Consider the following 22,815-nt stretch of genomic DNA (forward strand, 5'->3'; position numbering starts at 1 on the left):
AGGAGCACAGTACCGATTGCAGGCAAATGTTCTGCACGGTCAGCTCATGGGTGGAACGTTGATTAGTTGGCACAGTGGGTTTGGGCGAGTTCGTTAGTACTGCTTCGGCGTGGAACGCGGTGATCGTCTGGACTGGCTGTGTTTGGCACGTTGTTGGGTGTCTGAGGGTGCGGCCGTGAGGTCGTTGCCTTCGTGATGCCGGCCCCAGTGAACCTGTTGCTTGTCGACGGGGTGATGGGTGGCTGGTCGTTGCTTGAGAACTACACAGTGGACGCGAGCATCTGTGGCCAAGTTTTTAAGGGCGCACGGTGGATGCCTTGGTACCAGGAACCGATGAAGGACGTGGGAGGCCACGATAGTCCCCGGGGAGCCGTCAACCAAGCTTTGATCCGGGGGTTTCCGAATGGGGAAACCCGGCAGTCGTCATGGGCTGTCACCCATGCCTGAACACATAGGGCATGTGGAGGGAACGAGGGGAAGTGAAACATCTCAGTACCCTCAGGAAGAGAAAACAACCGTGATTCCGGGAGTAGTGGCGAGCGAAACCGGATGAGGCCAAACCGTATGCGTGTGATACCCGGCAGGGGTTGCGCATGCGGGGTTGTGGGATCTCTTTTTCACAGTCTGCCGGCTGTGAGGCGAGTCAGAAACCGTTGATGTAGGCGAAGGACATGCGAAAGGTCCGGCGTAGAGGGTAAGACCCCCGTAGCTGAAACATTGACGGCTCGTTTGAGAGACACCCAAGTAGCACGGGGCCCGAGAAATCCCGTGTGAATCTGGCGGGACCACCCGCTAAGCCTAAATATTCCCTGGTGACCGATAGCGGATAGTACCGTGAGGGAATGGTGAAAAGTACCGCGGGAGCGGAGTGAAATAGTACCTGAAACCGTGTGCCTACAAGCCGTGGGAGCGTCGCATGCAAGCTTGCTTGTATGTCGTGACTGCGTGCCTTTTGAAGAATGAGCCTGCGAGTTTGCGGTGTGTTGCGAGGTTAACCCGTGTGGGGAAGCCGTAGCGAAAGCGAGTCCGAATAGGGCGTTTGAGTAGCACGCTCAAGACCCGAAGCGGAGTGATCTAGCCATGGGCAGGTTGAAGCGGAGGTAAGACTTCGTGGAGGACCGAACCCACCAGGGTTGAAAACCTGGGGGATGACCTGTGGTTAGGGGTGAAAGGCCAATCAAACTCCGTGATAGCTGGTTCTCCCCGAAATGCATTTAGGTGCAGCGTCGTGTGTTTCTTGCCGGAGGTAGAGCACTGGATAGGCGATGGGCCCTACCGGGTTACTGACCTTAGCCAAACTCCGAATGCCGGTAAGTGAGAGCGCGGCAGTGAGACTGTGGGGGATAAGCTCCATGGTCGAGAGGGAAACAGCCCAGAGCATCGACTAAGGCCCCTAAGCGTACGCTAAGTGGGAAAGGATGTGGAGTCGCAGAGACAACCAGGAGGTTGGCTTAGAAGCAGCCACCCTTGAAAGAGTGCGTAATAGCTCACTGGTCAAGTGATTCCGCGCCGACAATGTAGCGGGGCTCAAGCGTACCGCCGAAGTCGTGTCATTGCAGTATGTACCCCCAACGGGGACTGTGATGGGTAGGGGAGCGTCGTGTGCCGGGTGAAGCAGCCGCGGAAGCGAGTTGTGGACGGTTCACGAGTGAGAATGCAGGCATGAGTAGCGATACACACGTGAGAAACGTGTGCGCCGATTGACTAAGGGTTCCTGGGTCAAGCTGATCTGCCCAGGGTAAGTCGGGACCTAAGGCGAGGCCGACAGGCGTAGTCGATGGACAACCGGTTGATATTCCGGTACCCGCTTTGAAACGCCCAGTATCGAGCCCATTGATGCTAAGGCCGTGAAGCCGTCCTGGATCCTTCGGGTGAAGGGAAGTGGTGGAGCCGCTGATCCAAGGTGGTAGTAGGTAAGCGATGGGGTGACGCAGGAAGGTAGTCCAGCCCGGGCGGTGGTTGTCCCGGGGTAAGGGTGTAGGCCGTGTGATAGGTAAATCCGTCGCACGTTAAGGCTGAGACCTGATGCCGAGCCGATTGTGGTGAAGTGGATGATCCTATGCTGTCGAGAAAAGCCTCTAGCGAGTTTCATGGCGGCCCGTACCCTAAACCGACTCAGGTGGTCAGGTAGAGAATACCGAGGCGTTCGGGTGAACTATGGTTAAGGAACTCGGCAAAATGCCCCCGTAACTTCGGGAGAAGGGGGCCATGTCTGGTGATGAGTCTTGCACTCTGAGCTGGGTGTGGCCGCAGAGACCAGCGAGAAGCGACTGTTTACTAAAAACACAGGTCCGTGCGAAGCCGTAAGGCGATGTATACGGACTGACGCCTGCCCGGTGCTGGAACGTTAAGGGGACCGGTTAGTGATCTTTCGGGGTTGCGAAGCTGAGAACTTAAGCGCCAGTAAACGGCGGTGGTAACTATAACCATCCTAAGGTAGCGAAATTCCTTGTCGGGTAAGTTCCGACCTGCACGAATGGCGTAACGACTTCTCGACTGTCTCAACCATAGGCCCGGTGAAATTGCACTACGAGTAAAGATGCTCGTTTCGCGCAGCAGGACGGAAAGACCCCGGGACCTTTACTACAGTTTGATATTGGTGTTCGGTTCGGCTTGTGTAGGATAGGTGGGAGACTTTGAAGCTGTGACGCCAGTCATGGTGGAGTCGCCGTTGAAATACCACTCTGGTCGTGCTGGATGTCTAACCTCGGTCCGTGATCCGGATCAGGGACAGTGTCTGATGGGTAGTTTAACTGGGGCGGTTGCCTCCCAAAGAGTAACGGAGGCGCCCAAAGGTTCCCTCAGCCTGGTTGGCAATCAGGTGTTGAGTGTAAGTGCACAAGGGAGCTTGACTGTGAGACCGACGGGTCGAGCAGGGACGAAAGTCGGGACTAGTGATCCGGCGGTGGCTTGTGGAAGCGCCGTCGCTCAACGGATAAAAGGTACCCCGGGGATAACAGGCTGATCTTCCCCAAGAGTCCATATCGACGGGATGGTTTGGCACCTCGATGTCGGCTCGTCGCATCCTGGGGCTGGAGTCGGTCCCAAGGGTTGGGCTGTTCGCCCATTAAAGCGGTACGCGAGCTGGGTTTAGAACGTCGTGAGACAGTTCGGTCCCTATCCGCTGTGCGCGTAGGAATATTGAGAAGGGCTGTCCCTAGTACGAGAGGACCGGGACGGACGAACCTCTGGTGTGCCAGTTGTCCTGCCAAGGGCATGGCTGGTTGGCTACGTTCGGGAGGGATAACCGCTGAAAGCATCTAAGCGGGAAGCCTGCTTCGAGATGAGTATTCCCACCTCCTTGAGAGGGTAAGGCTCCCAGTAGACGACTGGGTTGATAGGCCGGATGTGGAAGCCCAGTAATGGGTGGAGCTGACCGGTACTAATAGGCCGAGGGCTTGTCCTCAGTTGCTCGCGTCCACTGTGTTAGTTCTGAAGTAACGAACTCGCCTTTTTGCTGGCTGGAGTTTGTTTTCTTCATAGTGTTTCGGTGGTCATAGCGTTAGGGAAACGCCCGGTTACATTCCGAACCCGGAAGCTAAGCCTTTCAGCGCCGATGGTACTGCAGGGGGGACCCTGTGGGAGAGTAGGACGCCGCCGAACAATTTTTAGCCTCAGTCCCCGGACCTCGTGTCCCGGGGACTGAGGCATTTTCGCGTTCAGGGCCCGTTACGACACAACCGCGGCCGGACAGCGGACACCTGTTCCCGGGTCCTCGGCCGTCCCACGGACATGAGGTGCACGGCGACGGGTGCGACGTGCACGGAACGCGCCTTGACAGCGCCGGCACCCCGCCCGCCGCCGAAGCCGGCCGTCACGGGGGACACGAGACAGCCCTCAGGGGTACGTCCGTACGTCGTCGTTGTACTCCTGAGCCCGGTCCCGTACCAGGGCGGGCAGCGTCCCGGCCGCCAGATCGGCGAGCGTCGTGCCCTCCAGGATTTGGCGGAGACTCGCGCGTACGGCACGCCACACGTCCGGCATGGGCGCCGCCGCACCCTGGTACTCCAGCCCCGTCAGTTTCAGGTCGCGCACGCTCACGAGCGGTCCGTCCATCGCGCGGATGACGTCCGCGAGGGTGATCTCGCCGGGGGGTCTCGACAGGCTGTACCCGCCCTCCGGACCGCGCACACTCCGGACCAGCCGCGCCTGGCGCAACTCGCTGAGGACGACGAAGAGAAACCGGACGGGTATGTCCTGGCGACTCGCGATGTCCTCGGCCTTGAGGGGGCGGTCGGGGGAACAGGCCAATTCCGCCATGGCCCGGACCGCGTAGTCCGTTCTTGCTGAGATCCTCACCGGCTCAATGTCTCATGGTCGGCGGGATAGCGTCCTTCCCCCGTCCCCCGACCACACCTCCGACGCCCCGCCGATGCGTCATTTCACGCCAACGACACGCCGTCCAAGGAGGGTTGTCCGGTGGGGAGGGGTTGTCACTTCATATTGTTCATCGACATAGTGAACTTCACTCGGTGGCCGAACAGCCGGCGGTCGGGCACGCGCACCCGCCCGACCCGCCCACGGACTCGCACGTCCGTGGCGCACCCGCCCCTAGTACGTCCCACCCCAGACCCGCCTTGGCTCGGAGGTATCAAGTGGTGACCGCTCATCCGCGATCGACCGTGGCAGTCGTCGGCGCAGGCGCGGCCGGAGCGCTCGTCGCCGTCCAGCTGTGCGAGGCGGCGGCCCGCCGTCGCACCCCCCTGGAACTGCTCCTGATCGACCCCGCCGCGGAGGCGGGCCGCGGCACGGCCTACGCCACCGAGGTACCCGAGCACCGGCTCAACGTCCCCGTAGGCGGCATGAGCTGCTACCCGGACGACCCCGGCCACTTCCGGCGCTGGCTCTGCCGGCACGGTGAATCCACCGTCGACGCAGGCGACTTCGCCTCCCGGCACCGCTTCGGCTCCTACCTCGCCGACACCCTCGGACGCGCCATCATCACGGCCCACGGCACCGTCACCGTGCGCAGGCTCCGCACGAAGGCGACACGGTGCACCGAGACGGCCGACGGACGGCTCGCGCTCGCGCTCGCCGACGGGGACACGGTCACGGCCGACAGCGTGGTCCTGGCGACCGGACCCGCCGCGGGTCAGGCGGGCTGGGCACCGGCCGGGCTGACCCGCTCCCAGCGGTTCATCGGACGTCCCTGGGCACCGGGGGCGCTCGACCCGGTGGGCGATGGCGACGATGTCCTCCTCGTCGGCACCGGGCTCACCGCCGTCGACCTCTCCCTCGTCCTGGACCGACCCGGCCGCACGGTGCACGCGGTCTCGCGCACCGGTCTCCTGCCCCGGCCGCACGCCGTCGCGCCGCTGCCCCCCGTGCCTCCGCCACCGGGGCTGAGCGGCCTTCCGCTCAACCGGCTCCGGTCCGCACTGCGGCGTCACTTCGCCGCTTCCCTGCGCGACCACGGCGACTGGCGGCCCGCCCTCGACGGACTGCGCCCCCACATCGTCCGGCTGTGGCAGGGACTCGGGGACGAGGAGCGGGCCGAGTTCCTCGGACGCGACGCCACCCGCTGGAACGTCCACCGGCACAGGATGGCACCGGCCACCGCGGAGACCGTCGCCCGGCTGCGGTCCACGCGTCGGCTGCGCGTGCACGCCGGCCGGATCGCCGGTGCCGAACCGCTGGACGACGGCGGGCTGGCCGTCCGCCTCGCCGACGGCCGGGAGCTGCGCGTGGCCTGGGTCGTGGACTGCACCGGTCCGGGGCTTCGCGCCGAGGGCGACTCCGACCCCCTGTGGTCCGGACTGCTCGCCGACGGTCTCGCCACACCGGGACCGCTGGGCATCGGAGTCGCCACGCACGCCGGACGGCTACTCGACGCCCGGGGACGCGACCCGCGCCCCCTGTTCACCCTCGGCTCGCCGCGACGTGGCGAACTGTGGGAGACCACCGCCATCCCCGAGATCCGTGCCCAGGCCAAGGAGGTCGCGGAGGCCGTCCTGGCCCCGCTCGCGCCGACGCGGCGGCCCACCCGCCGTCGGCCCACCGACCAGTTCGGACTCTCCCTCTCCACCCACGCCTCTGCGGCCTCCTCCTTCCGCAGTGGCCTCGCCCGCGTCGTCACCGTACGGGCCAAGGCCGCCGAGGCGTTCGCCCGCGCGACCGAACTGGACCCCGGCTTCGCCCTGGGACACGCGGCGCTCGCGCTGCTCGGCCACGAGTGCGGCGCGGACGTCGACGTGGCCCGCGAACTCGCCGATGCCCGGCGCAGTGTGCGGGAACGCGGCGACGACCGGGAACGCTCCTTCGTGGACGTCGTCTCACGCCGGATCGCCGCGCACGGGGCGCCGGGCGGCGGGTGCGCGGGAGGCGGGTGCGCGGGAGGCGGTGCGGGCGGCGACGGCGACCTGGCCCTCATCGACCACCTCGACCGCTACCCCGGCGACGCCTTCGCCCTCAGTATCGCGGTCCCCACCATCGCCTTCTCCGGCGTCGGAGACCTCGACGGCACCCTCGCTCAGCGGCTCGTGGAGCAGACCGCGCCCGCCTACGACGGTCACTGGTTCCACACCTCGCTCCTCGCCTTCCTCCGTCAGGAACAGGGACGGATCGACGAGGCGGGTGCCCTGGCACGGGTCGCGCTCGCCGCCGAGCCCGCCTCCGGCCACGCCGTGCACGCCCTCGCGCACGTCCACTACGAATCGGGCGACCACCGCGCCGGCCGCGACTGGCTGGACGGCTGGATCGGTGGTCACGGGCGCGGCGCCGTGCACCGGGCGCACTTCTCCTGGCACGTGGCGCTGCACGAACTCGCCCTCGACGACTCCGCCGCGGTGCGCCGACGCTGGTTCGCCCAGCTCGCCCCGCGCCAGGTGAACGGCGTGCGCGCGCTGGTCGACTCCGGATCGCTGTTGTGGCGGGCGCGGATGGCCCGGAACTGGACGGGCCGCGTGCCGGTCGACGCGGTACTCGACGCCGTCGCCCGCGACCTGGTCGAACGGCCCGCCACCGCGTTCACGGCACTGCACGGCGCCGTCGCCCTCACCGCGGCCGGCGACCTTCCCGCGCTCCGCCGGCTGCGCACGCACGCGGCAGGCGCCGACGCGGTACAGCGAGAGGTCGTCGTACCTCTGTGCGGTGCGCTGGAGGCGGTCCTCGAGGAGCGGTGGACCACGGCGGTACGGGAGTTGCGGGCCGTGCTGCCCTCGCTGCGGCGGGTCGGCGGGAGCGCGGCGCAGCGCGAGGTGGTCGAGGAGACCCTGCTGTACGCGATGGTGGAGGCGGGCCACAGCGACACCGCACGTGTTCTGCTGGAGGAGCGCCTGGACCGACGGGAGTCGCCGTTGGACCGGCGGCGGCTGCTCGACCTGGGCACGGCGGCCGGTACCCGGGGCGGGCCGGCTGGACCGCGTGGGGCGGACCGCGCGGAACTGGCCGACGCGCGCGGGTGACCGCAGGCGTCCGAGGACCATCAGGCCCGAGCCCGGCGCGGGGGCCGCTTTCCGGGGGTGGTCCTCCCGTTGGCGTCCGACCACCCCGCCCGTGCGCGCCGGGGTGCCGAAGCCGTCCCGCACGGCGGGACGGCTTCGGCCCTGCACAAGGCGACGGCCGGCACGCTCCGGATCACGAACGTCGCTCCGTACACGATCCGCCTCAACGCGATCGTGCTCCGTCAGCGTCAGGCGGCCGCGGCCGCCTGACCGCGCCGGCCGCGAAGCGGTGCGCGCGACGCCGCTGTGGCGGTCCCGCCCCACGGTCCCGGGTGGTCCCAGGGCGACACGCCCGCCCCGCGGCAACCGGGAAACTAGACTGGGCCGATGGCGAAATACTTCGACGTGCACCCCGAGAATCCTCAGCGGCGCGTCATCAGCGGCGTGGCCGACAGCATCCGCTCCGGCGCGCTGGTCGCGTACCCCACGGACTCCTGCTACGCGCTGGGATGCCGGCTGGGCAGCCGCGACGGGATCGACCGCATCCGCGCGATCCGCAAGCTCGACGATCGTCACCACTTCACCCTGGTGTGCCAGAACTTCGCGCAACTGGGCCAGTTCGTACACATCGACAACGACGTGTTCCGCGCGGTCAAGGCGGCCACACCCGGCAGTTACACCTTCATCATGCCCGCGACGAAGGAGGTCCCGCGGCGCCTGCTCCACCCGAAGAAGAAGACGGTCGGCGTCCGGATTCCCGATCACGCCGTCGTCCAGGCCCTGCTGGCGGAGCTCGGCGAGCCGCTGCTGTCCAGCACCCTGCTCCTGCCCGACGAGGAGGAGCCGCTGACGCAGGGCTGGGAGATCAAGGAACGGCTCGACCACGTCGTCGACGCCGTCCTGGACTCGGGCGACTGCGGTACCGAGCCGACCACGGTCGTCGACTTCTCCGGCGGGGACGTCGAGATCGTCCGGCGGGGTGCGGGCGACACCAGCCGCTTCGAGTAGCCTCCGCCGCCGCGCTGCCCCGGGGCCCGAGCAGGGGCTGCCGCCCGGCGGGAGTGGCGCGGCACACGGTCACGCCCTCCTCCCCGCGCGCCAGTGTGGCGTTCCACCGGGTCCGGGCCGGAAGAGGCCGGGGGCGGACGATACGCGGACCCGAAGCGGCCTGGCGACCCAGGTATGACCCCCGAAGCGGTCTCCCACACCTTCCGCAGAGGCGTTTCCGAGCGGTGCTCGGGCCGCTCGCGCCCCGGCCGGACGGCCGCCTGCCGGACGAGATCGTCCGGCCTATGCGGTCCGGCCTGCCACGGGCCTTCACGTAGCCGCGGCATGGCGGATGGTCAGCGGATCCAGCCGCACGGTGCGCCCGGCAAGGACAACAGGTACTGGCACGGATACCTCGGGTCTTTCACGCAGGGGAATCCCGGGCCGATTCCCGGCACGGGACAGGTGAGGTGGCCGCCGGGTGCCGGGAGCGCCGCCAGACCTGCGAACAGGCAGGCGGGGCCGGCCGGGAACCCGGTCGTTCTTCCCCGTGACGGGTGAACCGCCCCGAAACCACCGGCGTGAGACCCTCGGCCCCGGAACACCGACTCCGGATCCGCTGGCCGAGACACGGCGGCCGAGCACCGGGCGACGGCCGCGAGGGCCCGGCTCACGCGGTGGGGTCGGCGGACGGTCCCGGAAGCTTGGGCCCCGGACCGGTGGACTTCTCGCCCAGGCGCGCCGCCGCCGTGCGCCACGCCGCCGTGACCGCGTGGTGGGCGTGCGCCGTACGGCGGGAACAGTCGACCTCGGACAAGTCGACCGGCGCGCCCACGTGGACGTGCAGCCGGGGCCGGCGCAGCGGGGCGCTGAACAAGCCGGCGAGCTGCTTCGTGCGGCTGCCCGAGGTGATGCGACGGGCGCCGGCCTGCCCGAGCGGCACGACCGGCGCGCCCGTCCGTTCCACCAGGCGCGCGAGACCGCTGCGGAAGGCCTCGGGCGCCGCCTCCGCGGCGTCCCTGCGCCGCGGGAGGCCGCCCTCGCCGTAGATCAGGACGACACGTCCGCGTTCCAGCGCCCGCGCGGCTCCGGTCAGGGAGTCGGCTGCCCGGCGGTCCCTCCGGTGTACGGGAACGTGCCCTTCGCGGGTCAGGGCGCGGCCGAGCAGCGGGACGCTCCACAACCCCGCGGTGGCCAGCACGACGGGCTCGACGTCGAGGCGGCGCAGCGCGGCGAGGACGATCGCGGGATCGGCCAGTGAACTGTGGTTCGCGACGACGACGCTGCCGGGGGCGAGCGCGGCGCCGGGGTCCGCGGTGACGGTCAGACGTCCGAAGGCGGGCACCAGTACGTCGGCGAGGCGGCTCAGCATCTGCGCGGGTCTCCTGAGGTCGGCGGGACTGATCCCATCCTCGGTCCGGGGGTGGCCACGCGCGTGAGTAGTGGTACTCAACCGTTCCGTTCGTCCTACGCAGACCCCGCGCGTCGCGCTATCCGGTTTCGGCACGCGCGCGGTCCGGCGCCGGCGGCCGGTCCGGCTCACTTCACCGCGTCGTCCCAGGCTTTCGCCAGGCCCTCCAGCCAGGCCGGGGGCAGTTCCGCGGAGTCCCAGGCGGCACGCAGGTCCTCCGGCACGGTGCTGAGTCGTTCGAGGACGGCGATGCCGCTGGGGGAGTGGGCCAGGGAGTAGCGGCTGTGGATCCCGACCGCGCTGCCCGGCCCGAAGTCCGCGTACAGGCGCGTCAGCCGATCCCCGTGGGCGTGGGTGAACTCGTCGAGGCGCCCCGCGTACGCCGCCCGTCCCAGGGCGCTCATGGTGCCGAGCACCGCGGTGAGCACACGGTCGGACTCCTCGGGGTCGAAGTCGGAGGCGTGGGTGAAGGCGAGGTAGAGCGGTGTCACCGCGACCTTCGCCCGCTCCACGTCCACGAACCCGACGGGCGGACGGCTCCTCCCGCCGGCCGCCGCGGAGTCGTCGTGCGGTGCCGGGGCGGTGGCCTGTCGCAGGAGACGGTCGGCGACGCGGCCGAGCTCGGCGCCCACGGCCTGGGCGCCGTCGGACCAGCCCTCCGCGTAGTCCCCGTCCCTGCCGCCCGGGACCTCCCCCGCGACCTTGCCGAGTTCGCTGTGCGCGTCTGTGAGCGCGCCCGCCTCCACCAGTGCGATCAGCATCTCGGCCTCGTCTTCGAACACACCGGCGCGCCCGAGGAGTTCGAGGACGGTCTGCTTGGTGTTCAGGACGCTGGCGGAGTTCAGCGGGTGCCGTGCCTCCTCGGCCGGGTTCACGGTGTGCTCCTTGTCGTCGTGACGGACTCGTTGCGCTCACTGCGTCGTCCCGGACCCTCACCCGGGCGCCGCCGGCGCCGGGCGACGGCCCTCGGTCACCGCGTGACCCGCGGTGGCCTCCCTGTGCGGACCGACATCACCCCATCATCCACGACGTCACGCCCACGACGGGGTGTGGGCACGTGTCATCCGGAGTGCGCCCGCTGTCGGTCCGGGGAGGACGCGGACAGAACGTGCTGACGCTGTATCAGGTCATCTGTCCCGGACTCTTGACTCCGTTCGCGGTACTCGGGATTCTCAACCCAACCTTGCGCGGAACATGACAAGCTTCAGGACCGCGCCGTCCGCCGACCGAAGACGTGAGTGATGTCCATGACGCGACCCGCGCACAACAGGCGCAAGCCCCTGGCGGTGCTGTCAGTCCTCTTCGCCATGCTGGCCGTACTGCTCGCTCCCACACCCGGTTCCGCCGCGGACGGAGCCTGGTGGGATCCCGTCGCCCGGCCCGCGCCCGACTCGCGGATCAACGTCCAGGGTGAACCCTTCACAGGCACCGACGCGCAGGGCGAGGTGCGCGGATTCGTCGACGCGCACAACCACATCATGTCCAACGAGGCGTTCGGTGGCCGCCTCATCTGCGGGAAGGCGTTCTCCGAGGGAGGTGTCGCCGACGCGCTGAAGGACTGTCCCGAGCACTACCCCGACGGCTCGCTGGCGGTCTTCGACTTCATCACCAAGGGGGGCGACGGCAAGCACGACCCGAACGGCTGGCCCACGTTCAAGGACTGGCCCGCCCACGATTCGCTGACCCACCAGCAGAACTACTACGCCTGGGTCGAGCGCGCCTGGCGCGGAGGCCAGCGGGTGCTCGTGAACGACCTCGTCACCAACGGTGTCATCTGCTCGGTGTACTTCTTCAAGGACCGCGGCTGCGACGAGATGACCTCGCTCCGCCTCCAGGCCCGCAAGATGTACGAGATGCAGGACTATGTCGACACGATGTACGGCGGCAAGGGGAAGGGCTGGTTCCGGATCGTCCTCGACTCGGCACAGGCCCGTGACGTGATCGAGCAGGGGAAGCTGGCGGTCGTCCTCGGCGTGGAGACCTCCGAGCCGTTCGGCTGTAAACAGATCCTGGACATCGCGCAGTGCGACCGTGCCGACATCGACCGGGGCCTCGACGAGCTGCACCGGCTCGGCGTCCGGAGCATGTTCCTGTGTCACAAGTTCGACAACGCCCTGTGCGGGGTGCGCTTCGACCAGGGCGCGCTCGGCACCGCCATCAACGTGGGCCAGTTCCTCTCCACCGGCACCTTCTGGCGGACCGAGACGTGCAAGGGCCCGCAGCACGACAACCCGATCGGACTCACCGCCGCGCCCGCGGCCGAGGCCGAACTGCCCGCGGGCGTGTCGGTGCCCTCGTACGCCTCCGGAGCCCAGTGCAACATCCGGGGTCTGACGGACCTGGGGGAGTACGCCGTCCGCGGCCTGATGAAGCGCAAGATGATGCTCGAGATCGACCACATGAGTGTCAAGGGCGTGGGCCGCGCCCTGGACATCCTGGAGTCGGAGTCGTATCCCGGCGTCCTCTCCTCGCACAGCTGGATGGACGCCGACTGGACCGAACGGGTCTACGCCCTCGGCGGCTTCATCGCCCAGTACATGCACGGATCCCAGGGCTTCAGCGCGGAGGCGAAGCGGACCGAGGCCCTGCGTGACAAGTACGACGTGGGCTACGGCTACGGAACCGACATGAACGGTGTCGGCGGCTGGCCGGGTCCACGGGGCGCGGACGCCCCGAACCCGGTGCGCTACCCGTTCCGCAGCACCGACGGCGGTTCCGTCATCGACCGGCAGACCACCGGCCTGCGGACGTGGGACCTCAACACGGACGGCGCCTCGCACTACGGTCTGGTGCCCGACTGGATCGAGGACATCCGGCTGGTCGGCGGCCAGGACGTGGTCGACGACATGTTCCGTGGCGCCGAGTCCTACCTCCGCACCTGGGGCGCGTCCGAGCAGCACCGGGCCGGTGTGAACCTGGCCGCCCGCGCGCCGGCCTCGGCCTCCAGTTCCGAGTGGTGGAACCCCTTCGTCTCCTTCGTGCCCGGCCGGGCCGTGGACGGTGACCGGCGCACCCGGTGGGCGAGCGAGTGGAGCGACGCCCAGTGGCTGCGGATCGACCTCGGTACCTCGCAACTCGTCAAGCGCGTGACGCTCGACTGGGAGGCCGCGTACGGCAAGTCGTACCGCGTCGATCTCTCCGACGACGGCAGCACATGGCGGACCGCCTGGTCGACCACGGCCGGAGACGGCGGACTCGACACGGCCCGGTTCACGGCCACCACGGCCAGATACGTCCGGATCAGCGGAGTGCGGCGCGGTACCGGGTGGGGCTACTCGCTCCACGAGGTCGGGGTCTACAGCAGCTGACGGCACCGCGCCCCGCTTCCGGACCGCCCGATTCCGGACTTCCCAGGCCCGGACCTGCGGGCCCGTCCCGACGGGAGCGCGGGCGCCGGGGGAACGGGCGGGGAGGGAACGGACAAGCCCATACCGGGGTGGGATCGGCCGGCCGATCCCACCCCGCCACGGGCGTACCACCGAGAGGAACGGCACATGACCCGCATGCCGCTCGCCGCACGGCGCCGGCAGCTGACCGAGGCTGCGATCCGTGCCATGGCCCGCGACGGCGTCTCCCGGACGACCACCCGGTCCATCGCCGCCGAGGCGGGCGTGTCGCTCAGCGTCTTCCACTACTGCTTCGACTCCAAGCAGGCGCTGCTGGAGTCGGTGATCACAGCGATCACCGACCACTACGTGGGCGTGGTGAAGCGGGCACTGCGGCCCCGCGACACCCTGAGGGAGACCGTCCGGGCCGGCTTCACCGCCTACTGGGACCATGTGCGCGCCCACCCCGATGAGCACATGCTGACCTACGAACTCACCCAGTACGCGCTGCGCACCCCCGGATGCGAATCCCTGGCCCGCCGCCAGCACGAGCGCTACGGCGAGATCTACCTCGACCTCATCGAACGGCTCAGCGGTGCGGTGGCTTTCGAACCGCGTGTTCCCGGCCCGGTACTGGCCCGCTATCTCGCCGCGGTCACCGACGGGCTCACGCTGGACTTCCTGGTGGTGGGCGAGGACGAGACCGCCTTCGCGACGATGCTGGACATGATCAGCGACCAGGTCGCCGCGCTGACGCAGGGACCCGACCCCGGCGGGAGGGGGCCGGCCGTGCGGCCGTGACCGGCGGCCACCCGGACGGGCCCGCACCATGAGCCTCGAACGCGCCTCGTATGCGCACGCCCCGTACATGACCTACGGCGTGCCCGCGCGCGGGCGCCGTGCCGCCCGTCCGTGCACCTGTCCGCCCCCGGGCCTGGGCGGCGCCGCTCAGCGTGACCGCAGGGCGCGCCGGTGGGCGATGAGGAGTCCGAACAGGATGCCCACCAGGAGAGTGACCGTGAGGACCGCCCAGAGTGGCAGCGTCACCGTGGGAACCCAGAGTTTGATGGTCACGGAACCCGTATTGGCCGCGATGAACCAGATGGCGAGCGCGACGAGGACCACGAATCCGATGGTGCGCAACCGCATGTCGCGGCCCTTGACGGTCAGGGTCGGCGGGGAGTGCGGCGCGGATGCCTTCTGTGCCATAAGGCTCATTATCGGACTAATCTGCGTTTTCTTCGAACGCGTGGCGTGAACGCGACGGAGAGCCGTGGACCGGCCCCGTCCTCAGGCCCCACCGACCGCCCCGGACCCCACCTCCTGGCGTGCGGACCCACGAAGGCGGCTCCCGCCCCCCCCTGGCGCCGTCGATGGGCGACGGACAGGGGACGGGAGCCGCCCGGACGCAGTGGTCACGCCCCCGGAGGGCTCAGCCGGCCGCCCGGTACGCCGCGGTCAGCTGCGCGACGGCGCCCTTCGGGTTCCCGGACAGCAGGAGATGGTCGGCCTCGGCGAAGGGCTTCGCCACCTCCTCGGTGATGTTCCCGCCGATCTTCTGCTGCACGATGATCCGCGCCCTGTCGACCAGCCGCGCTGCCTCGGGTGACGATCCGCGACCGGCGGCCTGGAGCACCCTGGCCGCGAGCCCGACCGCCTTGAGGACGTGCTCCCCGCCGACGGCCGGCGGAGGCGGGCTCAGCGTGGTCAGACCCCAGCCGTAGGGGAACTGCGGATCGTAGGAGGCGTCACCGACGTTGATCGGCAGCTGCGCCTCGGACTTGGGCCAGGTGACCGGGAGCCGGCCGGTGAACGGGCGCTTCCCGTAGAGGACGTCGGCGACACCGTCGCCCTCGGTGCCCGGCAGCCACGAGGCGACGAGCGCGTCGAGGGAGCCGAGCCGGTCTCCGATCAGCTGCGGCCGGCCGGAGACGACCAGGACGGCGCACGGCATCGCCGCGCAGACCTTGTCGACGGCCGCCTTGTCGGCGGCGGTCAGTTCGAGGTCGTTGCCGTTGCCGACGTCCCCGAAACCCTCGGCGTAGGGCGTCTCGCCGACGACGACCACGCCCACGTCGTATCCGTCGGTGGTGGCGGAGGCGTCCGCGGAGTAGGCGACGTCCGCGGACGGCGCGGCCTTGCGCATCCCCTCCAGGATCGTGGTGCCGGTGGTGGTCCTGCCCGAACCGCCCTGCCAGCTGATGGTCCATCCGCCGGCCTGGCGGCCGAGGTCGTCGGCGTTGGAACCGGCCACGTACACCTTCTGCGACGCCTTCAACGGGAGGACGCCGCCCTCGTTCTTGAGCAGCACCTGGGATCTGGCGGCCGCTTCCCGCGCGACCGCGCGGTGCTCGGCGGAGCCGACCGAGGCCAGGTGGGTGGTGTCGGCATAGGGACGCTCGAACAGACCCAGCCGGAACTTCTGCGTCAGGATCCGGGACACCGCGTCGTCGACGCGCGATACGGGAACGCGTCCGGCCGCCATCTCGTCCCCGAGGGTCCTGGTGAAGCCCTGGTAGTCGGTCGGCACCATGATCATGTCCAGGCCGGCGTTGACCGAGGTACGGACGTCGCTCGGGTAGTCACCGGGAATCTGGTCGATGGCCTGCCAGTCGCTGATGACGAAGCCCTCGAAACCCATCCGGTCCTTCAGCACACCGTTGATCATCTCGGCGTCGGCGTGCATCTTCACCGGGCCCCGGCCGTCGCCCAGGATGTCCAGTGAGGAGTACGAAGGCATGACCGTGCCCGTCCCGCGCTTCACGGCCTCGGCGAACGGCGCCAGGTGCACCGCTTCCAGTTCCTCCCGGGTGACCCGGGTGACGCCCTGGTCGATCGTGTACGAGCCGGTCGTCGAGGAGCCGAAGGCGGTGCCGCCATCGCCGACGAAGTGCTTCGCGGTCGTGAGTACCTTGTCGTTGCGCGCCAGGTCCTTGCCGTCGCGGGCCCCCTGCATGCCGTTGATGACCGTCTCCATCGCGGTCACCAGGGCGGGGTCCTCGCCGAACGCCTCGTAGGAGCGGCCCCAGCGCTCGTCGCGCGTGACGCACAGGCAGGGGGCGAAGTCCCACGGGATGCCGGTCGCCCGCACCTCCTTCGCGGTGACGGCGCCGGTCCGCTGAGCGAGCTTCGGGTCACGCCCGGCGCCGATGCCGATGTTGTGCGGCATGATCGTCGACCCGATCACGTTGTTGTGACCGTGCACGGCGTCCACGCCGTAGATCAACGGGATCTGGAAGCGTGTCGCCCGCGTGCGCAGCTGGTAGGCGTCGATCATCTTCGCCCATGCCTCGGGTGTGTTCGGGCTGGGCACCGACCCGCCTCCGGAGAGCAGCGAACCGAGGCCGTACGCGGCGATGTCGCCCTGGGAGCGCAGCGCGTTCCGCTCGGCCTGGGTCATCTGCCCGGCCTTCTCCTCGGGGGACATCCGCCCGAGGAGGTCGGCGACGCGCTTCCGTACCGGCAGCCGTTCGTCAAGGTACGGCAGACCATGGGCGTTCACCACGACCACCGGGTTCTCGGGCGGTGCCTTCGCGCCGGCGACGGTCAGGGCGAGCGGGATGGTCTCGGCGGGCTCGGCGGAGCCGTCCTTCAGGGTGGGCACGGCGATCGAGCGGGTCTCGCCCGAGGGGCTGCCGGCCGGGAAGGTGACGCTGCCCGAGACCGGCGTGTAGTCCCGGCCGGACTGGGCACTGCCGCCCCCCGTCGCGTAGGTGACGGTGACAGGCTCGGCGATCGGGCCGGAGCCGGTGGTGGCGACGGAGACCTCCACCTCCGCGGTGCCGCCCTCGGACACGGGATACACGGCGGCGGCGGTGACGACCTTGGTGGTCAGGGCCGGTTCGGCCGCGCCGTACAGTTCCACGCCGTCGAGCGCGAAGGAGCCGGGCGCGCCGGGCGGCAGGGTAAGGGCGTACCCCCACATCTCGTCGAGGCCGAGGACCTGGTCGATGCCACCGACGGGCTGGTAGTCGGTCCGGTACTCGAAGTCGGCGAACGGGATCTCGACGAGGTGCCAGCCCTCCCAGTCGTCGGTGAACGAGGTCGTCCACAGCTCGGACGCCTCTCCGTTCGCGCCGCCGTCCTTGAGCTCGAAGTGGATGCGCTTGCCCGAACCAGGTGGCAGCGGAGCGGTGTTCCGGCCGAACCACCAGAAGCGGATGCCCTTGGAGGCCGTCCAGTTCCTGGGCGGTGCGTCGAACGCGAAGTCGTGGCTGAAGCCGCCCCAGCCGCTGATGTCGTACGTGCCTTCCAGGACTCGGCCACCCTCGGGGGCGTCGGGCCGCTCGACGATCCGCAGCTGTGGCGGATCGTCGGCGTCGCTGCCCCAGGTGAAGATGCCCTCCGCGGGCGGACTCGCGAAGGGGACCTCGCCCTCGAAACGGTCGACGGCCACCGGCGCGGGTTCCTCGGCGGCGGAACTCGGCAGGGCGCCGGCGAGCAGTCCGGCGAGGACGGCGGTGGCGGTGACGACGGCCGTTCTCGTCCTCTTCCGCAAGCGGCTCCTGCGGCGATCTCGTGGCATTACGGCTCCTTCTGCGGGACACGGAGGTGCGGGTCACGGAGGTGCGGGTCACGCGGTCGACGGCCCCGTGTCGCCTGAGGACCTGTCGGGTGGCCTTCGGCCGACAGGCTCTCAGGCGGTGGGTGCGGAGCGGCGGACGACGAGTTCGGTGGGCAGGACGACCGGTTCGGACGGGATCACCTCGCCGGCCAGCGCGGCGAGCAGGAGGCCGGCGGCCGTCTCGCCCATGCGGCGCATGGGCTGGCGGACGGTCGTCAGTGGCGGTTCGGTGTGGCGGGCCATGGGGATGTCGTCGAAACCGACGACGGCGACGTCGTCCGGCACGGTGCGGCCCGCCGCGCGCAGGGCGGCCAGCGCCCCCGCGGCGATCAGGTCGTTGTGCGCGAAGACGCAGTCGAAGGCCCGCCCTTCGGCGAGCGCCCGTTCGACTCCGGTCCGGCCCGTGTCCTCGGTGAACTCGCCGGCGACGACGCACTCGGGGCGAAGCACCTCGCCAAAGCCCTCCAGCCGCTCGCGCACGCAGCCGAACTCCCGGCGTCCCGCGATGACGAGAGGGCGTGAGCGGCCCAGGGCGCGCAGATGCCGTGCGGCGGACGCACGACCGGCCCGGTTGGTGATGGCGACCGAGGGGAACCCCGGGCGGTGGCCGCGGTCGTCGATCAGGACGACGGGCAGACCGCGCCGGTGCAGCGCCGAAAGAGTGACGAGGGTGCCCTCCGGTGCGACGACGAGCAGCCCGTCGAAGGCGCGGGCCGAGACCTGGGCGGTGAAACGGCCGATGGAGTCCGCGCTCCGGTCGCAGGTGAACAGCAGCAGGCCGTAGCCGGCGCGCTCGACCGTGTCGGCGACGCCCTGGAGCACCTCGCCCATCCACGGCCAGGTGAGCGAGGGGGTGAGCATACCGATGACGCGGCTGCTGCCACGGGCCAGGCCGACCGCGCCCGAGCTGGGCACATAGCCCAGACCGGCGATCACTTCGTGAACCCGGGCGGCGGTACCGGCCTCGACCTCGGCTCCTGAGTTCAGGACCCGCGAGACGGTGGTCTTGCTGACACCCGCCTGACGTGCGACGTCGGCGATGGTGACACGCATCGAGGGGCCTCCGCGTCGGTGACGGACAGCGGCCCGGGTGCCGGACGCCGTCGGCTGACATCGCTGTCGGAACCGCTTCCGGTGCGGTGCGGCCTGGTGCGGCGAGTCAACAGGCAGGCCCTCGTGTCGTCAAGAGTTCACGCTGACAACGGGCTCTTCGCAAGTTTACGAGCCGCGAGGGGAGTTGTGCGTTCAAGCCCTGAACGGACGACGTCTGTACGGGTGTCCCGGGGCGCGCTGTGTTCACGGGGGACCATCGTCCGGGGCCCGGCGGCCTCGCGGGGGACACGTCCGGCTCCCGGGAGCCGTGGACCATAGCCGTCTCGCGTCGTCCGACAAGATCGGGCCAATGGGTGTAGGTGCGGGACCAGACGGGGAAGACTGGGGCAGGCGCTCACAGAGCGCGCCGCAGCGGCCGTCCGGGCCGCTGCTGAATTGACCAGAGGGACAGGCATGGCCAGCGGCACCGTGAAGTGGTTCAACTCCGAGAAGGGCTTCGGCTTCATCGCCCAGGACGGAGGCGGACCGGACGTCTTCGCTCACTACTCCAACATCTCCGGCAACGGCTACCGTGAACTGACGGAGGGCGAGACCGTGACGTTCGACATCACGCAGGGCCAGAAGGGCCCGCAGGCGGAGAACATCATTCGCGGCTGATCGCTCGGCCCCGCTTCTCGTCTTCGACGGCGCCCGTACCCCGTACGGGCGCCGTCGTCGTGTCCGCGGCGCCGGGCCGAGTCGGCGACGCGGGGCCGCGGTCGGCGGGCGGTACGCGGCGGAGGTTCTCCCGGCTCTTGACGGTCACTTAACTTACTTCTTAAATCATGGGGGCGATAAAGAAGCGGTTCTCTTCCGGAGAGGATGTCATGTCATGAGCATGGCATTCGACTCTCCGTGGGCCCGGCGTCCCCGGCCCCGGCGGTTCCGCGCGTCCCCCCACATCCGACGGAAGTGAGAGCCATGCACTCCTCCCGCTCCCCGCGCCGCTCCCTGCGGTCGGCGCTGTCCGCCCTCGCCGGCGCCGCCCTGCTGCTCGGCCTCGCGGCAACCGCCCCCGGGCCCGGCGCCGCGGGCCACGACGCGCCACCGGTACCGGCGGCCCGGGCCGCCGCCGTCACCTTCTCCGACGACTTCGACGGGCCCGCGGGCGCCGCCGTCGACGGCAGCCGATGGCGGCTCGAGACGGGCGACAACGTCAACAACCACGAACGGCAGTACTACACGTCCGGCACGACCAACGCCGTCCTCGACGGCCAGGGACATCTCGTCATCACCGCGCGCCGGGAGAACCCCGCCGACTACGCCTGCTGGTACGGCCGGTGCGAGTACACCTCGGCCCGCCTGAACACCGCCGGACGCTTCACCGCCCAGTACGGTCGGGTCGAGGCGCGGATGAAGGTCCCCCGCGGGCAGGGCATGTGGCCGGCGTTCTGGATGCTCGGCAACGACCTCGGCCAGGTCGGATGGCCCGACTCCGGTGAGATCGACATCATGGAGAACGTCGGCTTCGAGCCCTCCACCGTCCACGGCACCCTGCACGGCCCCGGCTATTCCGGCGCGGGCGGCATCGGCGCGGGCTTCACACTGCCGGGTGGCCAGACGTTCGCCGACGCCTTCCACACCTTCGCCGTCGACTGGGCGCCCGGCCGGATCACCTGGTCGGTCGACGGCACCGTCTACCAGACCCGTACCCCCGCCGACCTCGGCGGCCGGACCTGGGTCTTCGACAAGCCGTTCTTCCTGATCCTCAACCTGGCCGTCGGCGGCTACTGGCCCGGCGACCCGGACGGTTCCACCCCCTTCCCGGGCCGACTCGTCGTGGACCACGTCCGTGTCACCACCGGGGACGGCCCGGCCACCGGAAGCCGGATCACCGGGCTCGGCGGCAAGTGCGTCGACGTCGCCGCCGCGAACACGGCCGACGGCACCCCGGTGCAGCTCTACGACTGCAACGGCACGGCGGCACAGAGGTGGACGATCGGACCGGACGGCACGATCCGCGCGCTGGGCAAGTGCCTCGACGCCGCGTCCGGCGGAACGGCGGACGGAACCCTCGTCCAGCTGTGGGCATGCAACGGCACGGCGGCGCAGCGATGGGTCGTCGCCGCGGCCCGTGACATCGTCAACCCACAGGCGGCCAAGTGCCTGGACGCCACCGGCAACAGCTCCGCCAACGGCACCCGGCTCCAGCTCTGGACCTGCTCCGGCGGAGCCAACCAGAAGTGGACGGTCGGCTGAGAATCTGTCGGCCGAAGGCCATCCGACAGGCACTGAGGAGCGACCACCCCGGCGGCGCAGACCGCGACGTCCCGTGCCGTCGGGGCTGACACGGAACCTCGTACCGGCCGCAGGGCCCGCCCTTCGGCCGGTACCGGCGGGACGGACCTGAGACCTGCCGCCGGTTCTCAGGCGGGGCGCTCGGCCATGACGACCACTCCCGGCCCGCTCACCTCGTCCGCGGGGAGCCGGAGTTCGGCGACCGGGCGCAGGCCCGCCCGCTCGATCAGGTCCACGAGCTCATCCGGCCGCCACTTGTGGGTGGTCCAGCGCACGGACACGCCTCCGTACGCCTCCGTGCGCAGCACGTCCTCGTCGCCGACGTGCGTGGCGGTGATGAAGTGGCCGCCCGGCTTCAGGGCGCGGGCGAACAGGGCGAGGACCCGGGGGAGGACGTCCCGGGGGAGGTTGAACAGCGACCACCATCCGAGCACGCCGCCGAGGGACGCCTCCCCGAGATCGAGGTCGGTGGCGGAGGCGACACCGAAGCGGCACTGCGGATGAAGACGGCGCGCGTTCTCGATCATGCGGGGGGAGAGGTCGACCCCGGACACGTCGAGCCCGCGCTCGGCGAGGTAGGCGGTGACCGTGCCGGGGCCGCAACCGACATCGAGGACGGGCCCGAGCCCGCTCACGGTGTCGGCGAAGACGTCGATCGACGCCTTGAGCCAGGGATGCGCACGGATGTCGCCGATACCGGTCGTGGTCACCATGTGGGTGTAGTTGTCGGCCACCCGGTCGTACGAGGAACGGACCTCGTCGAGATCGGCTGGGCGGTCGATTCGGTCGGCGGGCATCGGCCGATGATAGGACAGGTGCCGGCGCCCCGTCTGCCCAGGACCGTCTGCCGAAGGTGAGCGCCGTGCAGCGACGGCGACACTCCGCGGTCCACCGGCTCCACCGATCCGGTCCGCGGCGGCACGGCCGGGTGCCGCGCCGCCGAGTGGCTCCGGCGCGTTCTCCGGGACGCGCGAGCCATCCGGAGCGGGGGTGGGCGACGAATACCATCCAAAGAGGTTTGGGGTGTCGTTCCATGACTGTCGTCGAGGCGTGTACGTACGCACCGGAAAGCATGTGCGTGGTACGGGGACGGGTCCGTGCCGGGCTCCTGACCGGCGGGTTCTCCGCCGTGGTCGACGACGTGGTACTCGTCGTCGCCGAGCTGGTCGCGAACGCGGCCTTCCACGGAGGACCTCCGGTCACCCTCCGTGTCATCGCCGACGAGGCCGGGCGAGCCGTGCGCGTCGAGGTCGGTGACGCCGGGCGCGGCATGGACGTGTCGCTGGTACGTGCGCGGTGGCGCCATCCGTCGTTCACCCTCGCGGAGCGGGGCCGGGGCCTGTTCCTCATCGACGCGCTCTGCTCCGGCTGGGGTTCGGACCTCACCGACGGCCGGCACACGACCTGGGCCGAGATCACGCTGCCCTCCGATGCCCTGCTCGGCGGCGGCGGAGGCGTGCGGACCCTGGTCCGGGGGCCCTGATACGGAGCCGGCCGCCCGGCCGCGAGCCTGGCGGACCCTGCTTCTCCCGCGGCCCGTCGGCGGCCGGACCGGTGTCCCCGGTCGGCGGTATCCGTGGCCCCGGCCGCGTCGGCGGCCGGAGGTCGTCCTCGGGACCCGGGCGCGCCGCAGCCCTCCCGTGGGGAGCCGGGAGGGGCGACGCGGTCCCGCCTGCTCGGGGCGGGCGGGACCGATGCGTGACGCCTCTCCGGGAGTGGACGGAGAGGACCGCGCAGGGACACCTTGCCATCCGGATCCGCGGGTGCGACAGACTCGTGCGCGGAGGAACTTCGGCATATGCCGGGCCTGTCGTT

16 protein-coding genes and 2 rRNA genes are annotated in these 22,815 nt (G+C 69.8%); 10 read left to right on the forward strand and 8 right to left on the reverse strand.

Annotation, left to right across the window (positions count from 1 at the left end):
• Nucleotides 1-285 precede the first annotated feature (285 nt).
• Nucleotides 286-3,406 (forward strand): 23S ribosomal RNA (locus tag OG393_RS31465).
• 80 nt (nt 3,407-3,486) lie between these two features.
• A 5S ribosomal RNA gene (gene rrf, locus OG393_RS31470) occupies nt 3,487-3,603 on the forward strand.
• A gap of 234 nt (nt 3,604-3,837) precedes the next feature.
• On the opposite strand, the gene OG393_RS31475 is transcribed toward rrf, so the two are convergent.
• On the reverse strand, nt 3,838-4,299 hold the full coding sequence (locus OG393_RS31475) for an RrF2 family transcriptional regulator (protein WP_327378105.1): 462 nt from the start codon (nt 4,297-4,299) through the stop codon (nt 3,838-3,840).
• 296 nt (nt 4,300-4,595) lie between these two features.
• On the opposite strand from OG393_RS31475, the gene OG393_RS31480 reads away from it, so the two are divergent.
• From OG393_RS31480 to OG393_RS31490, 3 genes are all read left to right on the forward strand, one after another.
• Nucleotides 4,596-7,403 carry an FAD/NAD(P)-binding protein gene (locus OG393_RS31480; protein ID WP_327378106.1) on the forward strand — a complete coding sequence of 936 codons (2,808 nt, stop codon included), beginning with the start codon at nt 4,596-4,598 and terminating at the stop codon, nt 7,401-7,403.
• A 69-nt stretch (nt 7,404-7,472) separates the two neighbouring features.
• A complete protein-coding gene (locus tag OG393_RS31485; RefSeq protein WP_327378107.1) occupies nt 7,473-7,652 on the forward strand; it encodes a hypothetical protein in 180 nt (59 codons plus the stop codon).
• A gap of 117 nt (nt 7,653-7,769) precedes the next feature.
• The gene (locus tag OG393_RS31490) at nt 7,770-8,390 is read left to right on the forward strand and encodes an L-threonylcarbamoyladenylate synthase (protein ID WP_327378108.1); all 621 of its coding nucleotides are present in this window, start codon (nt 7,770-7,772) and stop codon (nt 8,388-8,390) included.
• A 649-nt stretch (nt 8,391-9,039) separates the two neighbouring features.
• Here the strand turns inward: OG393_RS31490 and OG393_RS31495 are convergent.
• Both OG393_RS31495 and OG393_RS31500 read right to left on the reverse strand, forming a co-directional pair.
• Nucleotides 9,040-9,741: a lysophospholipid acyltransferase family protein gene (locus OG393_RS31495; RefSeq protein WP_327378109.1), complete on the reverse strand. Its 702-nt coding sequence runs from the start codon at nt 9,739-9,741 to the stop codon at nt 9,040-9,042.
• A 167-nt stretch (nt 9,742-9,908) separates the two neighbouring features.
• Entirely contained in the window at nt 9,909-10,655 is a 747-nt protein-coding gene (locus OG393_RS31500) for a hypothetical protein (protein WP_327378111.1), read from the reverse strand.
• 432 nt (nt 10,656-11,087) lie between these two features.
• On the opposite strand from OG393_RS31500, the gene OG393_RS31505 reads away from it, so the two are divergent.
• Both OG393_RS31505 and OG393_RS31510 read left to right on the forward strand, forming a co-directional pair.
• The gene (locus tag OG393_RS31505) at nt 11,088-13,088 is read left to right on the forward strand and encodes a galactose-binding domain-containing protein (protein WP_442817442.1); all 2,001 of its coding nucleotides are present in this window, start codon (nt 11,088-11,090) and stop codon (nt 13,086-13,088) included.
• Nucleotides 13,089-13,274: 186 nt separating this feature from the next.
• Nucleotides 13,275-13,907: a TetR/AcrR family transcriptional regulator gene (locus OG393_RS31510; RefSeq protein WP_327378113.1), complete on the forward strand. Its 633-nt coding sequence runs from the start codon at nt 13,275-13,277 to the stop codon at nt 13,905-13,907.
• Between the two features lie 147 nt (nt 13,908-14,054).
• On the opposite strand, the gene OG393_RS31515 is transcribed toward OG393_RS31510, so the two are convergent.
• The 3 genes from OG393_RS31515 to OG393_RS31525 form a co-directional block, all read right to left on the reverse strand.
• Complete coding sequence (locus OG393_RS31515) at nt 14,055-14,315, reverse strand: LapA family protein (RefSeq protein ID WP_327378114.1); 261 nt, start codon at nt 14,313-14,315, stop codon at nt 14,055-14,057.
• Between the two features lie 223 nt (nt 14,316-14,538).
• Nucleotides 14,539-17,631 carry a glycoside hydrolase family 3 protein gene (locus OG393_RS31520; RefSeq protein ID WP_327378115.1) on the reverse strand — a complete coding sequence of 1,031 codons (3,093 nt, stop codon included), beginning with the start codon at nt 17,629-17,631 and terminating at the stop codon, nt 14,539-14,541.
• A 111-nt stretch (nt 17,632-17,742) separates the two neighbouring features.
• Nucleotides 17,743-18,723, reverse strand: coding sequence for a LacI family DNA-binding transcriptional regulator (locus OG393_RS31525; RefSeq protein WP_327378116.1), 981 nt, complete (start codon nt 18,721-18,723; stop codon nt 17,743-17,745).
• A 453-nt stretch (nt 18,724-19,176) separates the two neighbouring features.
• Between OG393_RS31525 and OG393_RS31530 the strand changes: the two genes are divergently transcribed.
• Nucleotides 19,177-19,380: a cold-shock protein gene (locus OG393_RS31530; RefSeq protein WP_147981444.1), complete on the forward strand. Its 204-nt coding sequence runs from the start codon at nt 19,177-19,179 to the stop codon at nt 19,378-19,380.
• On the opposite strand, the gene OG393_RS31535 is transcribed toward OG393_RS31530, so the two are convergent.
• Nucleotides 19,367-19,528: a hypothetical protein gene (locus OG393_RS31535; RefSeq protein ID WP_327378117.1), complete on the reverse strand. Its 162-nt coding sequence runs from the start codon at nt 19,526-19,528 to the stop codon at nt 19,367-19,369. The two genes, OG393_RS31530 and OG393_RS31535, sit on opposite strands and share 14 nt — an antisense overlap.
• Before the next feature lie 155 nt (nt 19,529-19,683).
• On the opposite strand from OG393_RS31535, the gene OG393_RS31540 reads away from it, so the two are divergent.
• Complete coding sequence (locus OG393_RS31540; protein ID WP_327378118.1) at nt 19,684-20,961, forward strand: ricin-type beta-trefoil lectin domain protein; 1,278 nt, start codon at nt 19,684-19,686, stop codon at nt 20,959-20,961.
• A gap of 167 nt (nt 20,962-21,128) precedes the next feature.
• On the opposite strand, the gene OG393_RS31545 is transcribed toward OG393_RS31540, so the two are convergent.
• The gene (locus OG393_RS31545; protein WP_327378119.1) at nt 21,129-21,797 is read right to left on the reverse strand and encodes a class I SAM-dependent methyltransferase; all 669 of its coding nucleotides are present in this window, start codon (nt 21,795-21,797) and stop codon (nt 21,129-21,131) included.
• Nucleotides 21,798-22,033: 236 nt separating this feature from the next.
• On the opposite strand from OG393_RS31545, the gene OG393_RS31550 reads away from it, so the two are divergent.
• Nucleotides 22,034-22,483: an ATP-binding protein gene (locus OG393_RS31550; RefSeq protein WP_327378120.1), complete on the forward strand. Its 450-nt coding sequence runs from the start codon at nt 22,034-22,036 to the stop codon at nt 22,481-22,483.
• Nucleotides 22,484-22,815 lie beyond the last annotated feature (332 nt).

Origin of the sequence: Streptomyces sp. NBC_01216 (assembly GCF_035994945.1) — a bacterium.
Taxonomy (GTDB): Bacteria; Actinomycetota; Actinomycetes; order Streptomycetales; family Streptomycetaceae; genus Streptomyces.

Excerpts from the sequence above, each read along its gene's own strand:
- OG393_RS31490 (WP_327378108.1), top strand. The coding sequence starts at position 7,770 with ATGGCGAAATACTTCGACGTGCACCCCGAGAATCCTCAGCGGCGCGTC.
- OG393_RS31545 (WP_327378119.1), bottom strand. The coding sequence starts at position 21,797 with ATGCCCGCCGACCGAATCGACCGCCCAGCCGATCTCGACGAGGTCCGT.
- OG393_RS31550 (WP_327378120.1), top strand. The coding sequence starts at position 22,034 with ATGACTGTCGTCGAGGCGTGTACGTACGCACCGGAAAGCATGTGCGTG.
- OG393_RS31515 (WP_327378114.1), bottom strand. The coding sequence starts at position 14,315 with ATGGCACAGAAGGCATCCGCGCCGCACTCCCCGCCGACCCTGACCGTC.
- OG393_RS31530 (WP_147981444.1), top strand. The coding sequence starts at position 19,177 with ATGGCCAGCGGCACCGTGAAGTGGTTCAACTCCGAGAAGGGCTTCGGC.
- OG393_RS31495 (WP_327378109.1), bottom strand. The coding sequence starts at position 9,741 with ATGCTGAGCCGCCTCGCCGACGTACTGGTGCCCGCCTTCGGACGTCTG.
- OG393_RS31510 (WP_327378113.1), top strand. The coding sequence starts at position 13,275 with ATGACCCGCATGCCGCTCGCCGCACGGCGCCGGCAGCTGACCGAGGCT.
- OG393_RS31525 (WP_327378116.1), bottom strand. The coding sequence starts at position 18,723 with ATGCGTGTCACCATCGCCGACGTCGCACGTCAGGCGGGTGTCAGCAAG.
- OG393_RS31520 (WP_327378115.1), bottom strand. The coding sequence starts at position 17,631 with ATGCCACGAGATCGCCGCAGGAGCCGCTTGCGGAAGAGGACGAGAACG.
- OG393_RS31505 (WP_442817442.1), top strand. The coding sequence starts at position 11,088 with ATGCTGGCCGTACTGCTCGCTCCCACACCCGGTTCCGCCGCGGACGGA.
- OG393_RS31540 (WP_327378118.1), top strand. The coding sequence starts at position 19,684 with ATGCACTCCTCCCGCTCCCCGCGCCGCTCCCTGCGGTCGGCGCTGTCC.